The sequence below is a fragment of the Roseibacillus persicicus genome, from assembly GCF_014651675.1.
GTDB lineage: Bacteria > Verrucomicrobiota > Verrucomicrobiia > Verrucomicrobiales > Akkermansiaceae > Roseibacillus > Roseibacillus persicicus.
Window position 1 is genome coordinate 189,361 of record NZ_BMXI01000001.1, and the last position, 13,317, is coordinate 202,677.

General features: G+C 58.4%; 10 protein-coding genes. 8 read left to right on the forward strand and 2 right to left on the reverse strand.

Annotated features, from left to right (window positions below; genetic code table 11):
• Positions 1-172: 172 nt before the first annotated feature.
• From IE099_RS00690 to IE099_RS00725, 8 genes are all read left to right on the forward strand, one after another.
• Positions 173-1,147 carry an AAA family ATPase gene (locus IE099_RS00690; protein WP_189566367.1) on the forward strand — a complete coding sequence of 325 codons (975 nt, stop codon included), beginning with the start codon at positions 173-175 and terminating at the stop codon, positions 1,145-1,147.
• Between the two features lie 10 nt (positions 1,148-1,157).
• Positions 1,158-2,258 (forward strand): DUF58 domain-containing protein, encoded by a 1,101-nt coding sequence (locus IE099_RS00695; protein WP_189566369.1) that lies wholly within the window; start codon positions 1,158-1,160, stop codon positions 2,256-2,258.
• Positions 2,255-4,369, forward strand: coding sequence for a BatA domain-containing protein (locus IE099_RS00700; RefSeq protein WP_189566371.1), 2,115 nt, complete (start codon positions 2,255-2,257; stop codon positions 4,367-4,369). Before IE099_RS00695 ends, IE099_RS00700 begins: the two co-directional genes overlap by 4 nt.
• Positions 4,366-6,516, forward strand: coding sequence for a VWA domain-containing protein (locus IE099_RS00705; protein ID WP_189566373.1), 2,151 nt, complete (start codon positions 4,366-4,368; stop codon positions 6,514-6,516). The genes IE099_RS00700 and IE099_RS00705 overlap by 4 nt, the downstream gene beginning before the upstream one ends.
• A gap of 22 nt (positions 6,517-6,538) precedes the next feature.
• Positions 6,539-9,412 carry a DUF4175 family protein gene (locus IE099_RS00710; RefSeq protein WP_189566375.1) on the forward strand — a complete coding sequence of 958 codons (2,874 nt, stop codon included), beginning with the start codon at positions 6,539-6,541 and terminating at the stop codon, positions 9,410-9,412.
• The gene (locus IE099_RS00715) at positions 9,409-10,047 is read left to right on the forward strand and encodes a DUF4159 domain-containing protein (RefSeq protein WP_189566377.1); all 639 of its coding nucleotides are present in this window, start codon (positions 9,409-9,411) and stop codon (positions 10,045-10,047) included. Before IE099_RS00710 ends, IE099_RS00715 begins: the two co-directional genes overlap by 4 nt.
• 24 nt (positions 10,048-10,071) lie before the next feature.
• On the forward strand, positions 10,072-11,433 hold the full coding sequence (locus IE099_RS00720; protein WP_189566379.1) for a multiheme c-type cytochrome: 1,362 nt from the start codon (positions 10,072-10,074) through the stop codon (positions 11,431-11,433).
• Between the two features lie 96 nt (positions 11,434-11,529).
• On the forward strand, positions 11,530-12,201 hold the full coding sequence (locus tag IE099_RS00725) for a metallophosphoesterase family protein (RefSeq protein ID WP_189566381.1): 672 nt from the start codon (positions 11,530-11,532) through the stop codon (positions 12,199-12,201).
• Here IE099_RS00725 and IE099_RS00730 read toward each other — a convergent pair.
• Both IE099_RS00730 and IE099_RS00735 read right to left on the reverse strand, forming a co-directional pair.
• Complete coding sequence (locus IE099_RS00730; protein WP_345778118.1) at positions 12,198-12,701, reverse strand: DUF1287 domain-containing protein; 504 nt, start codon at positions 12,699-12,701, stop codon at positions 12,198-12,200. The genes IE099_RS00725 and IE099_RS00730 overlap by 4 nt on opposite strands.
• Before the next feature lie 137 nt (positions 12,702-12,838).
• Positions 12,839-13,315 carry a hypothetical protein gene (locus tag IE099_RS00735; protein WP_189566383.1) on the reverse strand — a complete coding sequence of 159 codons (477 nt, stop codon included), beginning with the start codon at positions 13,313-13,315 and terminating at the stop codon, positions 12,839-12,841.
• Positions 13,316-13,317: the final 2 nt, after the last annotated feature.

Genomic DNA, 13,317 nt, shown 5'->3' on the forward strand with positions numbered 1-13,317 from the left:
TCGACCTGCCGATAAACACCGTTTTGGCCAAAAAGTCGCGCCCAAACTCATCCCACGCCGCTCCCACATCCAAAGAGCCAAGAAAATTATAACTGCTTCGTAAGAAAGAAAGGCATAAAAATCGCTGCCTGATGCGTTACTTAGTAACGCCAACTTCTAGCTATCTCTTTCCATGGACACAACAACCTCCGTTTCTTCCGCCCGAGACTCCGCCCAACGCATCACCTCCGAACTCGCGCAAGTCATTGTCGGACAGGACGAAATCGTAAAGCGCCTGGTGGCCTCCCTCTTTTCTAACGGCCACTGTCTGCTCATCGGCGTTCCCGGTCTGGCCAAGACTCTGCTCGTGCAATCGATTGCGGAAGTGCTCGGGATCAGCTTCAAGCGAATCCAGTTCACCCCCGACCTGATGCCCAGTGACATCATTGGCTCGGAAGTCATTCACGAAGGAGCAGGTCGACTGGAGTTCCAATATCGCCCCGGCCCAGTCTTCACCAATCTCCTCCTCGCAGACGAAATCAACCGCACTCCCCCCAAAACCCAATCCGCGCTGTTAGAGGCCATGCAGGAGCGCAAAGTGACGGTTGCGGGAGAAAACCGCGTTCTGCCCAATCCCTTTCTCGTTATCGCGACCCAGAACCCCATTGAGCAAGAAGGAACCTATCCCCTCCCCGAAGCCCAGCTCGACCGCTTCATGTTCTCGCTCGACCTCGGCTACCCCAGTCCGGAGGAGGAAATGGAAATCGTAAAGCGAACCACGATCGGGGCTGGCAAGACGCTGTCGCCCGTCATCACTGGTGACGATCTGATTGCCATTCAGCAACTTATCCGGGCCATGCCGGTGGCAGACAAAGTGATTGCCGAAGCGGTTGCGCTCACCGCCTCGACCCGACCAAAGGAGGGCACCCCGGCCGAAACCACCCAACAATATATCGAGTGGGGAGCCGGCCCCCGGGCTTCGCAGTATCTCATTCTGGGAGCGAAAGCCTTTGCTCTCATGGAAGGGCGCGCCGCCCCCGAGCGACAGGATGTTCTCGCCGCAGCCACCTCGGTTCTCTCGCACCGCATCGTCACCAACTATCGCGCGACTGGCGAAGGCCTCACTTCCTCGGACGTCATTGCCGCCCTGTTAGCCGAACGCAAGTAAGGTCCGCCCGATGAATTGGCTCGATAAACACATTCCTCCGCCTTTGCCAAAAGGCCCCAGTCTGGGACCGCCGCCCTTACCCGGGCAACAGTCCAATGCCTTTGCCCGCGCTCGTGCCCAGGCTCAGAAAGCAGCGGCCGCAACCGGCGGAAGAATCCCCGAGGGCCGTCACGAAATCGGGCCCGATCCCAGTCGGGTCCTGCTCAATGAGGACGAGCTCAATCGCTTTAAGAATCTTCTCGTCTTTGCCAAGGCGGCCATCGAAAGCCGCTTTGCCGGCCGCCACAAATCCACCGACCTGGGCAGCGGCGGCGAGTTCGCGGAACATCGCCAATATCATCCCGGCATGCCCACCGCCGCCGTCGATTGGCAGGTCTATGCCCGCACCAAACGGCTCTTTGTCAAAACCTACGAGGAACTGACTGACATGGCGGTGCACCTAATCGTCGACGGCTCGGGATCGATGTCCTATCAGAGTAGAGGACAGGAGCGAAAAAGCCTGCGCGCCGCCCGCACCGCCGCCGCACTCGCCTGCCTGATGATGCGTCAGGGCGACAAAGTCGGGCTCACCATTTTCTCCCGAAACATCCAAAGCCATCTCCCAACCGGCGGAACCGAGCGCCACCTGCAGGAGATGCTGCGCGAGATGATCAAGCCTGCCCTCTACTCGACCGGCACCACCCGCATTGCCCAATCGCTGCGGGAAGCCTCCCTCCTCATCAAGCGGCGCGGTCGTCTGGTGGTGGTCTCGGACTTTCTGGGCGAAGACCCCGAAGACATCCTCGACGCCCTCGGGCCCTTTGTTCACCGACGGTTCCAGATTTTACTCCTCCAGCTTTCCGATCCCGACGAGCGCTCGCTCCCGGACGCCCCCCTGGCCCGCTTTGTCGATGCTGAGACTGGCGAGCAAATCGAGGTCGAACCCGCCGAACTGCGCTCCGCCTACGAAGCCACCGTGGCCGAACGCACCCTCGCTCTCCAAGAAGGCGCGCGCCAACGCGGCATCGAGTTTGCCCACCTCGGCACCGAAAAACCCTATCTCGAAGCCATCGAAGCCTACCTCGGCTTCCGCCGCTGGTCCGAAGTCTCACCCCCTACGAAAACGCGATGACCTTTCTAGCCAACAGCGCAATGTGGGGCTTGCTGGCGCTGGCTAGCCTCCCTTTTTTCATCCACTGGCTCAGCCGTCGTTTTCCAAAGAAGTATATCTTCTCCTCCCTAACGGATTTGAAAAAATCCATCGCCGGCCGTTCCCGCCTCTTCAAGTGGCGGCACTTTCTCTACCTCCTGTTGCGGGCCCTCGCCGTCATTACTCTGGTCTTGGCATTTCTCGAACCAGTCACTGGACTTAAAAAGAAAGGAGATGCGGAAGGAATCCGTCACATCGTAATCGCCATCGATCAATCGCTGAGCATGGCGCACCAGGACGGCAATTTTTCCACCTGGAAACGCACCGTCACGGAGACCGACAAGCTCCTCTCCTCCCTCGATCCTTTGGATAAGGTCAACCTCGTGATGGTGGGGCGCACTCCCGAGACCGCTTTCGCTCAGTTCAGTCACAATACCGCAGCAGCCCGCAAGTTTCTCGACCAACAAAAGCCGCTCCCCGTAGAGGCCGACTTCAAGAGCGCGAACAGTCTGATTGCCCAACTGGCCGACAAAGCCAACGGCCCCGTGGAGGTCTACTACCTTTCCGACTTTCAACGAAAGAACTGGGCGAACATCCACTTTGAAAAGCTCCCCGCGCAAGCCCGCCTCTTTTTCATCCCGACCACCGACGATGCCCAGCGCGCGAACCAGGCCATCCTCGAGACTGGTCTTCTCGACCGCGTCCCGGTGAAGGGTCAGCCCTTCTCTTTAAAGGCCCGCGTCGCCAACTATTCCGCTAACAACTACAACGGCAAGCTGGAGGTCATTGCGAGCGAGAGCCAGTCCAGCGAAACACTCGTTGCTCTCGCGCCCTGGGGCGAGGGCGAGGTCACCCTGGAGTTCCCGGGTCTGGCCCCCGGTATCCACCAGCTGAAGATTCGTTTGGCCAACGACCAACTCGCGCTCGATAACGTTCGCTGGATGATCATTGAGGTCGGAGAAGCCGAGGAGACGGTCATTCTTTCCGAGCAGGCGAAAGAGGGAGAAGACATTTCTCCGCCAGTGCGCTTCCTCCGGGCGGCGGTGAATCCCTTTGGAAAAAATCAAGGAAACTACCGTATTCGCGAGGTCGTGGGTGAGACTCTGCAAGCCTCCACCCTATCGGGCACTTCCAAGTTACTCGCCTCCCGCATGCCGGCTTTGAGCGTGGAAGAAGAGGGCGTGGTGACCTCCTTCCTCAGCTCCGGTGGGGGGATGATTCTCTTTCTGGATGGCGAACATGACCGCGAAAATTTGCAACGCATTGCCAGCGAGATGAACGGCGAGCTGCCACTCACGCTCACCACCCGCCTGACCTCCGCCAACCTACCGGACGGAGCGATGAAGGTGGCGCGAGGGGACTTCCGCTCGCCCTTCCTGCGACTCTTTGAAGGCGAGCGCCGCCGCAATCTAGGCTTTCTAGAATTCTACGATCTCTACCACGCCAGCCCCACGGGCGAAGGTCGCATCCTGCTGACCTATGCCGATGGCACCCCTGCGTTGGCGGAGGCTCAGGTCGGCTTGGGCACGCTCCTGCTCTGCAACTTTTCGGTCTCCGAGCTGTCTTCCAATCTCGCACGCCAACAGCTTTTCCCTGGTTGGATCCATGACTTGTTAGCCAACCTCTCCCCAGCCGGATCGGAGGAACTCGATTACCTCGCTGGCGATCAGGTCAACACCGACGCGTGGGCGAATGAAGTCTTGGGTCGCGCCGTGCTGGACCCCGACGGAAAAGAGCTCAATGCCAAATCCGACATTCGCGGCGAGCGCATGTTTATCAACTTCGAGGCCAAGGACCCCGGCGTCTATCGCCTCCCCGGGCGCGGCGACCGCACCTTGCGCGCCTTTGCGGTCAACCCGTCCAACCGGGAAAGCGACCTCCGCACCATCGACACCTCCATTCTACCTGCCCGCGCCCCGGGCTCGGAATCGGGTGCCTTGGTGAAGGCGAACCAGAGCTATGAGGAACTCCGCAAGGGCCGCCCCGCCTTCCAGTGGTTCATTCTCGCGGCCCTCTTTTTCCTTCTGTTAGAAAGTCTCCTCCACGGCGTGCTCACTCCGCAAACCTCCACCAAGAAAGCTCTCCAGGCATGACCCTCGACCCCATCTTTCCATTTTCCTGGGTTCTCCTACTGGCAGTAGGTGCGGTCGGCCTGACCCTCCTCGCCCACCGCCTGCCGGGCAAGCGCTTGGGCAAATTCCGCAACGGCACTCTCACTCTGTTCCGTCTTCTCGCGGTGCTTGGCATCGTGACACTCCTGCTTCGCCCCTCTCGCGAAGAGAGCCTGACTCCCCCCTCGGTCGAACGGACTCTGCTGGTCGCAGTCGACACTTCCGGCAGCATGAAAGAGGCGGATCAAGATGGAGTCCCCCGCATCGACCATGCCCGCAAAGCCCTGCGCGAGGCCAAACTCTTCGACGAGGAAAACAGCTCGGTGACCTTCTTCGAATTCTCCAACGGAGCGCACTTCTCATCTCCCGCAGAGATTCAAGCCGCTTCCGCCAACGGCATCGAGACCCACTTCCACTCCTCCTTCCGCAAGATGATGCGCTCTTTCGGAGGGCCTCCCCCCGTGGCTCTGTTAGTTCTCTCCGACGGCCATGATCTGGAGTCCATCTCCCCCGGCCAAACCGCCAAGCTAGCCAGCGCACGCGACTGCCCCATCTATGCGGTGCCCTTCGGGGCCCAGGGTTCCGCCCGCGATGTGTCCATCCGCGCCACCACCTTCCACCCCTACACTTTCCGCAAACAGGTCACCAACCTGCAAGCCACCATCCGCGCCTTGGGATGTCAGAACGAGACCCTCATTGTCGACCTTATCCGCGAAGGCGAGCAGATCACCCAAAAGCGAATTGAGACCGGCACCCAGCCCTATCATGACGTCGAGTTCGCAGTCAACGAGGAGGACCCCGGGCAGTTCGAATACAGCATCCGCGTGCGTCAGGTCACCGGCGAAGTGAGTGTCGAGAACAACATGGCGGTGACCTATCTCAATGTTTTGGACGAAAAAATCAAAGCCCTCCTCATCGAGGGAGATCCTTACTGGGACACGACCTTTTTGCGGCGCTCGCTGGCACGAAATGACAAGCTCGATGTGGATGCCCTCGTCCGCTTCACCCCCAACCGTACCCGCGCCATTCGATCCAACGAGAACCGAAAAGACGAGCCCCTCGACACTCCTTCGACTGCCAAGGACTTCTCGCCCTATCGCGTGGTGATTCTTGGAAAAAGTGTCGAAACGGTGCTCGGTGAAGAAGGCATCGCCGCGCTGGAGGAGTGGGTGGACAAAGAGGCGGGGGTGGTCATTTTTTCCCGAGGCCGGGCTTGGGGAGGCACCGCCAAATCGGACTTGGAACCCATCGACTGGAGTGCCGACCAAACGAGTGCCAGCCGGGTGGAGGTCACCCAGCAAGGACTCAGCATGGCGCCCTTCCGCATGCTCCACAGTCGCTCCGATGCCGCCGAACTCCCTCCCATTCTAGCCTACGAACCCATCGGCAAACCGAAAACCCTCGCCGCTGCTTACGGACAAACCTCCACAGACGACCCCGCAATTGTCTATCGCCGACTCGGCAGCGGGCAGACCCTTTCCCTTGGAGTCGCCAATTTGTGGAACTGGGTTTTCAACGCCAAGACCGAGTTCGACAACAATCTCTATGACCTCTTCTGGGACCAGCTTCTTCTCTGGTTGCTCGCCAACGACGGCATCACCCCCGGCTCGGACTACGCCCTCCAGACCAACACCGCGAATCTACCCTTGGGCGAGGAGATGACTTTCAGCCTGCTCTATAACGGGAAAACCCCGCTCTCCGCGGCCCCCACGGTGCAGCTGCGTCACAATGGCGCCGAAGCCGCAATACTCAGCCTGAATCCCGATCCTTCCGGGGACTCCGCCTCCCTCAACTTCACGCCGCGCGCCGCCGGACGTTATGAAGCGGTGACCACTTTGCCCGGTGGGAAAGAGCTGCAGGTTCGCTTCCTGGTCTTTCGCGAACAACTCGAACGCACCGAAACCGCCACCGACCTCGCCTACCTCCAGCAGTTGGCCACGGCCTCTGGCGGTCGCCTCATCGAGCCGGACGAAATCTCGGAACTCGTCTCCAACTTACTCCTCGAAACCGCTCCCATGGAGGCCCGCACCCGCTTGGTCCCCCTGTGGAACACCGCTCTCATTTGCCTCGCCCTCGTCTTTCTGCTCGCCGCGGAATGGTTCCTTCGCCGAAGATGGGGCCTGACTTGATCCCGTTAACCTGACCCATGCCATGAGTTCCTCTCCTCAACACCGCAATCGCGCCTCCGTGCTGGAGGCCCTGCGCCATGCGGCCTCCACCTTCGCCAGCCATCGCGCCCTCGTGCTATTGCTGCGCTCGGTCAAATACTTCGTCGCCGCGTTCATCATCCTTTGCATTGCGGACGCGGTGGCGCACTTCGCGGCCGACACCCGACTGGGCCTCATTCTCCTGTGGGGTGGGATCGCGCTTTTGTTAGGGATGATTGGCCTAGTGATCGCCTGCTTTGCCCGTCCCAAGGCTGACGAGATGGCTCAGATTCTCGAAAAGCGCGAAGGCAAGCTCGGCAGCAAGCTGACCAACATTCTGGAGCTGCACGAACAGGCAGAGGACGACCAGCTCGCCCCCCTCACCCGCGACTTGGCTCAGCAAGCAGTCACCGACGCAACCCGCGAGGTCGACACCAGCGAACTCGCTACCATTGCCAAGGCCCCCTTCCTCAAGCACGAGTCCAAACGCGCCGCGCTGGTGGCCGTTCTCTTTGCCCTCCTCCCGCTACTGTTAGGCGAACCCGGCCGACGCCAATTCCTCCGCTTTCTGCAACCTCACGGAGACCACCCGCCCCTCTCTTTCACCTGGCTGCAAATCTCCAAGCCCGTTCACGATGGCTTGGAAATCGTCTATGGTGAGGACACTCGCGTGGAGGTCTCGGTGAAGGGGCACCTTCCCAAGGAACTCGTTCTAACAGCCGAACCGGTTGAAGGGGATGGACCAGCGAAAAAGATTCCCATGACCACCCGTGGTGATGGTCTCTTCGTGGCCGTCTTGGAAAACATCGAGCAGCCCCTGCGCCTGACTGCGCTCACCACCAACGAGCGGAGCCGTAGCAAGCACCGCCACCTCGCTGTCCTTCTCAATCCCCGCATCGAGGACGCTTGGGTGACCGTCACCCCTCCCGCCTACACCGGTCTCCCCCCGCACGAAAAGCCCTTCCGTTTCACGGGAATTCAGGCTTTGGAAGGATCGGAGCTCACCTTTCGACTCCAGTCCAACCGCCCGCTGGGGAAAGGAACTCTCGTGGCCACCCCGACCGAAGGAGCTCCTGTCGAGGTGCCCTTGCAACCGGAACCAGGTGACAAAAAGAATCACGCCCTCGCCAAACTGGTGGTGAGTCAGTCCGGACGCCTGCACTTTCAGGTTCGCGATGAAGGAAATCGCGCCGCTGAAGACGAGACCAGCTCCTCCCTCACCGTCAGTCAGGATTTGCCACCCAGCCTTTCTTTCCTGAGCCCTCAGGAGGATTCCTTCGTGGTCGATTCTCATGAATTCGAAATCGAAATCTCCGCCTCGGACGATTACGGGCTGCGCACGATGCGCATCCTTCCTGCTGTGGGTGAAAATCATCTTTCGCCCATCGAAGAAACGCTCCCCGGCATTGGCCCGAAGCGACACAACCTGAAAAGCACGGTGCGGCTGACTGACCTCGGTGCCCAACCGGGAGACATTGTCACCTTCTTCGCCGAAGCCATCGACAACTGTCCCGACCCCCACCTGACTCGCACCAAGATGCGTCGCCTGGAAGTCATCTCCGAACAGCAGTATCAAGAGTTCCTGCGCAAACAAGCCGATGTCGCCCAAATCGCAGGAGCCTACGAGGAACTTCTCGACCGCTTGAATTCCGCCGTGCAGCGACAGGAAGAACTCGCCCAGGAAATGGCCGAACTCGCGAAGGCTGCTGAGGAGCGGGAGCTCACCCCGGAGGAGAAAGAACGCCAGAAGCAACTCCAGCAAGCCCAAGAGCAACTCAACAGCGAACTCCGCGACGTCGCTCAAGGGATGGAAGAAATGGCCCAGCAAACGCCAGTCTATGACTTCGAGGAGCGGCTCCACGAACAACTACAACAGATGGCGGAAAAGATTGAGCAATCGGTCGCACAGAACGAACAATCTGCTTCACCCAATTCCAGCCCTTCTGAAATGGCGAAAGCTGCCGCTGAACAGCACGATCGCCTGGCGCAGAATCAACAGCAGGGCGAAGACGAGATACGGGAGCCTTTGCAGGATCTGGCCGCCATGCACGAGCTCATCAAAGACATCAATCACTTCATGGCTTTGTATGAAGAGCAACAGACTCTCGCCGAACAAACCGCCCGCTTCGAACAAACGACCGACCTCTCCTCTGCCGACCGCATGTCGTTGAAGGAAATGGCTGGTCGCCAACGCGAAGTCGCCAGCGCCTTGCAGCAACTTCAGGAGGATTTGAAACGACACGCCGATGCGGCAGAAGAAAACTTTCCCAAAGCCGCCCAGAGCGCCCGCGACCTGGCGGAAGCTATCGGCGATGACAACCTCCCGGGATTGGGCCGAACCAGTTCCCAAAGCATGTTGCGGGGAGAGGGCAACGACTCCCATTCCCAAGCCACCCACCTGAAGGAGGAGATGGAGAAATACCTGAGCGAATGCGGAAGCTGTCAAGGCAGCGGCCAAAGCGAGCTCGACCAATATCTCCAGATGGCGATGGGCAGCCAGCCGGGACAGAACTTTCAGCAAATGATGGACTCTCTTTGCTTCGGCATGGGCAAGCAAGGGGGCAGCGGCATGGGCTCAGGGGGCTCGATGGCCACCGGAATCATGCCCGGCCAGCAAATGGGTCTGATGGGCGGTCGCGCTCTCATCCAAGGCCCCATCGGCCGCGCCCTCGCAGGTGGACCGGGTTCGCAGGGACGCTTTGGAACTCCCGGCACCGAGGTTGCCAATGTCGACGGCACCGAGGCCGACCGCGGCTCCACCCACAGCACCCGCTCGACCAGCACTCCCGAAAGCCAAGGACTTTTGCAGGAATATCAAAATCTCACCGAAGCCTACTTCCGAACCCTGACCCAATCCAAAGACGAATCCGCACCATGAAATTACTAACAACCCTCCTCGCTCTCCTCGCCATTCCCCTGGCGGCGGAACCCACTGCCATCTCTTGTGGCAATCTGGTCTATGGCAAAAACCAGACCTCCGTTTGCTTTGCCAGCACCTTCCTGAAAGACGCTGCCCAAGCGACCGGCCTGGAAATCGACCCCGAGTTCAAGCGCATCAAGCTCGGTGCCGACGAGATCTTCACCACCCCGATGTGCATCTTCACCGGCGAGGGCGAGTTCACCCTCAATGAAGCCGAACGGAAGAACCTGAAGCAGTATGTGATGAATGGTGGCTTCATCATTGTCAGCCCCGGATGCTCCGATGAGAAATGGAACGCGGCATTCAAGCGTGAGCTCGCGGCAGTCTTTCCCGGTCATCCCCTGGAGCCTCTCTCCATGGACCACGAGCTCTTTTCCATGGTGCACACCATCACGGAACTGGATGCCGGCAGTCGCGTTGGCCACATCAAGCTACAGGGCATCACCGTCAATGGACGATTGGCGATTCTCTACTCTCCAGAAGGACTCAACAATGCCCGCAACGCCAAGGGCTGCTGTTGCTGCGGCGGCAATGAGCTCCGGAACTCGCGTGAAATCAACGTCAACGCGCTGGTCTACGCCCTCATCTACTAGAAAAACAGTAGTTCATCCCCTCCGATGCAGAAACCCGTAATCGCCGCAGCCATCGCCCTGTTTATCCTTGTCGTGGCGGGGGGGCTTTTTCTTGCTTTATCCAAAGAAGAAAGGCCATCGGAGACCGCCGAACTAAAAGTCTACTTCACCTGCGACACCCACGGTCGGCTGGAGCCCTGCGGCTGCTTCACGGGACAATTGGGAGGACTGACGCGGGCGCAAACCTGGCTCAAACAAAACCGCGAACCCAATTCCCTCCTCTTCGATATCGGAGGAGCGATTGGCGGCGAACAGGATTATCACGTGATCCAATATGGCTACATCTTGCAAGCCTACGAGAAAATGGGCTATCAGGCGCTCAACCTCGGAGCCGGGGAAGCCCGACTTTCCGCCAAGACTTTAAAAGAAGCCACCGCCGCATCGAAGCTCCCCGTTCTGAGCGCTTCTCTGGTCGACTCCCAAAGCCGCAAGCCCTTGGTCAGTCCCACGACCATCATCGAAGCGGGCGGACGAAAGATTGGTCTCTTAGGAGTGCTTGACCCCCGTTCGGTCCCCTCCCCTGGCGACGGCCTCACCATTCTTTCTCTCGACGATGCCATCTCGCGTCACTTGCCTACGCTGGCAGCCAAGTGTGATGAGGTCATTCTGTTAGCCTTCACCACCGAAGCAGAAATGAAGCGCCTCGCGGAGGAGTTTTACGAAATCACCCTCATCATCGGAGGAGACGTGGGGCAGGCTTCCCAGTTTGCCCAGGAGGTGAACCAGTCGCTGGTCGTCTTCACCACCAACGAGGCCCGGACCGTCGGGGAGATTTCCTTCAAGCGGAGAGGCGAGGTGCTCAATAAACAGGACTTCGACATCCACATGCTCTACCCCGACGTGAAGCAAGACCCGGAGCTCATCTCTCTTTCCAAGGACTTTAAGAAATACATCAGCACCGCTTCCCTCGAGGTCGACAATCCCGACCGCGTGGACCCGGGCGCCATCCCTGGCGTGACCAGCACCGCGCACTATGTCGGCTCCCAAAGCTGCGCCCAATGTCACGCCGAAGAAACCCATATCTGGAAAGCTTCGGGGCACGGACATGCCTTCAAGACCTTGGTCGATCGCGGCTCGCAGGCCGACCCCACTTGCATTGGCTGCCACACCGTCGGTTTCGGGGAGCCCTCGGGCTATCAGCGGGCCTTTGGTAACAGCAAGCTCGTCGATGTGGGCTGCGAATCCTGCCACGGCCCCGGGAGCGAACACGTCCAGAGTTGGCTAGCCGGGACCAAACCGTCCTTCGAGTTCCGCCCCCTCGGCCCGGGAGATTGCAAGAGCTGTCATCACGGCGAGTTCTCCCGCCCCTTCGATTGGGACATCTTTTGGCCCAAAATCGCTCATTGATCATTGGAAGCCTCTCTCCCAGCGAGCACCTAACAGCCAACGAAGAGGAAAATTCGACTTTGCCTAAGCAACGGTCCTGTCACAGTGGGGGTGTTCATGACCTACGTCTTCGGGGATATCCACGGCTGCCTGCATTCCTTCAACACCTTGATAGAGTTACTCTCTCCTGGTGCTGACGATGTCGTGGTCACCTTGGGCGACTATGTAGACCGTGGTCCAGCCTCCAAAGGAGTGATCGACAGACTCCTGCAGCTGCAAGAGGAGATCAATTTGGTCACCCTGCGGGGCAATCACGAAATCATGATGGAAGAAGCCCGCAAGGGCCCCCCTGCCTCATCATTTTGGAAGCTCAATGGAGGGATCGAAACGATGGCTTCCTACGGAGGTCGTTCACTGAAAGATGTCCCGCAGAGTCATTGGGACTTCTTTGATCAGCTTAAACCCCACTATATCGAAGGTGAATTTCTACTCACCCACGCGACCCCGCCTTTCGATAAGACCGTGGAGGATTGTGACGACGAAGATCTATATTGGTCCCGGTTTCGCGATCTGAAGCCCCGCAAGGACGGACTCTTTCTGATCTGCGGACACACCCCTCAAGAGGACCGTTCCCCGGCTCTGGAAAGCGGGCACGTCTGCCTCGATACCGGTTGCGTCCACGGAGGCTTTCTAACCGCTCTTACGCTGGAGACTGGAGCCTATATCCAGGCTGATGAAAATGGAGAGTTGAGGGATGGAAAATTGGATCTCTCACTACCAAAGTCTTAATCCCGATAGAACCGGTAGTGGCCCGTGATTGGAAAATCAAAGAGACGATCCTCTTCGCGAGTGCCAGATCCAATGTTGTGAATAACCAAGGGAACTCCACTCCTGCTCTTCTTATCTGAAACGACCATAATATGAGGCAGCTTGCCAGCAACAGTGCAAGTAACCAGGTCACCAGGCTTGTAGTCGCCGGCCTTCTGCGTGACGGGCAGCGACATTCCCTTCCGCTTGAAAAATGTTTTCAAATTGGGAACCCGTCGATGATCAATATTTCTATCAGTTCGACTCAAGCCCCAGTTCTTGGGATAGTGCGAAAAGTTCGCCCGCATATCTTCGTGCACCAGTTTTTGGAGATCCTGCCCTGTCTTTCGCAAAGCTCGGATGACGACATCCGTGCAGACCCCGGTTTCTTTCGGGACATCTCCGTTCGGATACTCCATTGACACATAGTCTGGCACGTATCGGATAGTTACGCCGATTTGCCCGCGAGCAGCAGTAGCGATGGCACTATTCTTTTCAGCCGCTGTGCTCTCAGTTCTCGCCTCATCTTGGCCCTGACAAAACCCTGCAAAGAGGAATAAATAAAGAAGCGAACAGATCGCTCTTCTCCTACAGATAGTCGGACTCGAAAAACTGTTCACTAGTAATCACTAGTCCAAGAATCAACCGGAGGCAAGAGAGGATGGGATTCGGCCTCCCCCTCTGATTTGACTCTTACAAAACGGCTCTCGGTTGCTCGCAGAGGACGAAATGACTCTGCTTGTGTCTCGATCTTGAATCCCAAGGAAGTCTGCTCTCTCTCCAATCGCTCCATCAGCAAATCGTGAGAGTTCTGCCGAGACTTAAGCACCGCAATCTCGGTATTCATATCGCGGATGATCTCCTTCAGCCCCTCATTGCTTTTTTCCAAGTCGGTACGGAAAGTTTCCTTCACATCGAGAATCGCGGACTCGACCCTCTCTCCCACTTCGGCGACTTCAACCCGCTGAACTTCTTCTTCCTTTTCTTCGTGGAAAGTGGCGACCTGCTTCTCCACCTCATTGTAGTGATTGAAACCGATGGAAGCCATCCCGCCGAGGGACATGGCCGAACTGATAATGATCAACTGTGGGCTCATAG

Coding starts and splice junctions, on each gene's coding strand:
- IE099_RS00715 (WP_189566377.1), top strand. CDS start 9,409: ATGAAATTACTAACAACCCTCCTCGCTCTCCTCGCCATTCCCCTGGCG.
- IE099_RS00710 (WP_189566375.1), top strand. CDS start 6,539: ATGAGTTCCTCTCCTCAACACCGCAATCGCGCCTCCGTGCTGGAGGCC.
- IE099_RS00720 (WP_189566379.1), top strand. CDS start 10,072: ATGCAGAAACCCGTAATCGCCGCAGCCATCGCCCTGTTTATCCTTGTC.
- IE099_RS00735 (WP_189566383.1), bottom strand. CDS start 13,315: ATGAGCCCACAGTTGATCATTATCAGTTCGGCCATGTCCCTCGGCGGG.
- IE099_RS00695 (WP_189566369.1), top strand. CDS start 1,158: ATGAATTGGCTCGATAAACACATTCCTCCGCCTTTGCCAAAAGGCCCC.
- IE099_RS00725 (WP_189566381.1), top strand. CDS start 11,530: ATGACCTACGTCTTCGGGGATATCCACGGCTGCCTGCATTCCTTCAAC.
- IE099_RS00700 (WP_189566371.1), top strand. CDS start 2,255: ATGACCTTTCTAGCCAACAGCGCAATGTGGGGCTTGCTGGCGCTGGCT.
- IE099_RS00705 (WP_189566373.1), top strand. CDS start 4,366: ATGACCCTCGACCCCATCTTTCCATTTTCCTGGGTTCTCCTACTGGCA.
- IE099_RS00690 (WP_189566367.1), top strand. CDS start 173: ATGGACACAACAACCTCCGTTTCTTCCGCCCGAGACTCCGCCCAACGC.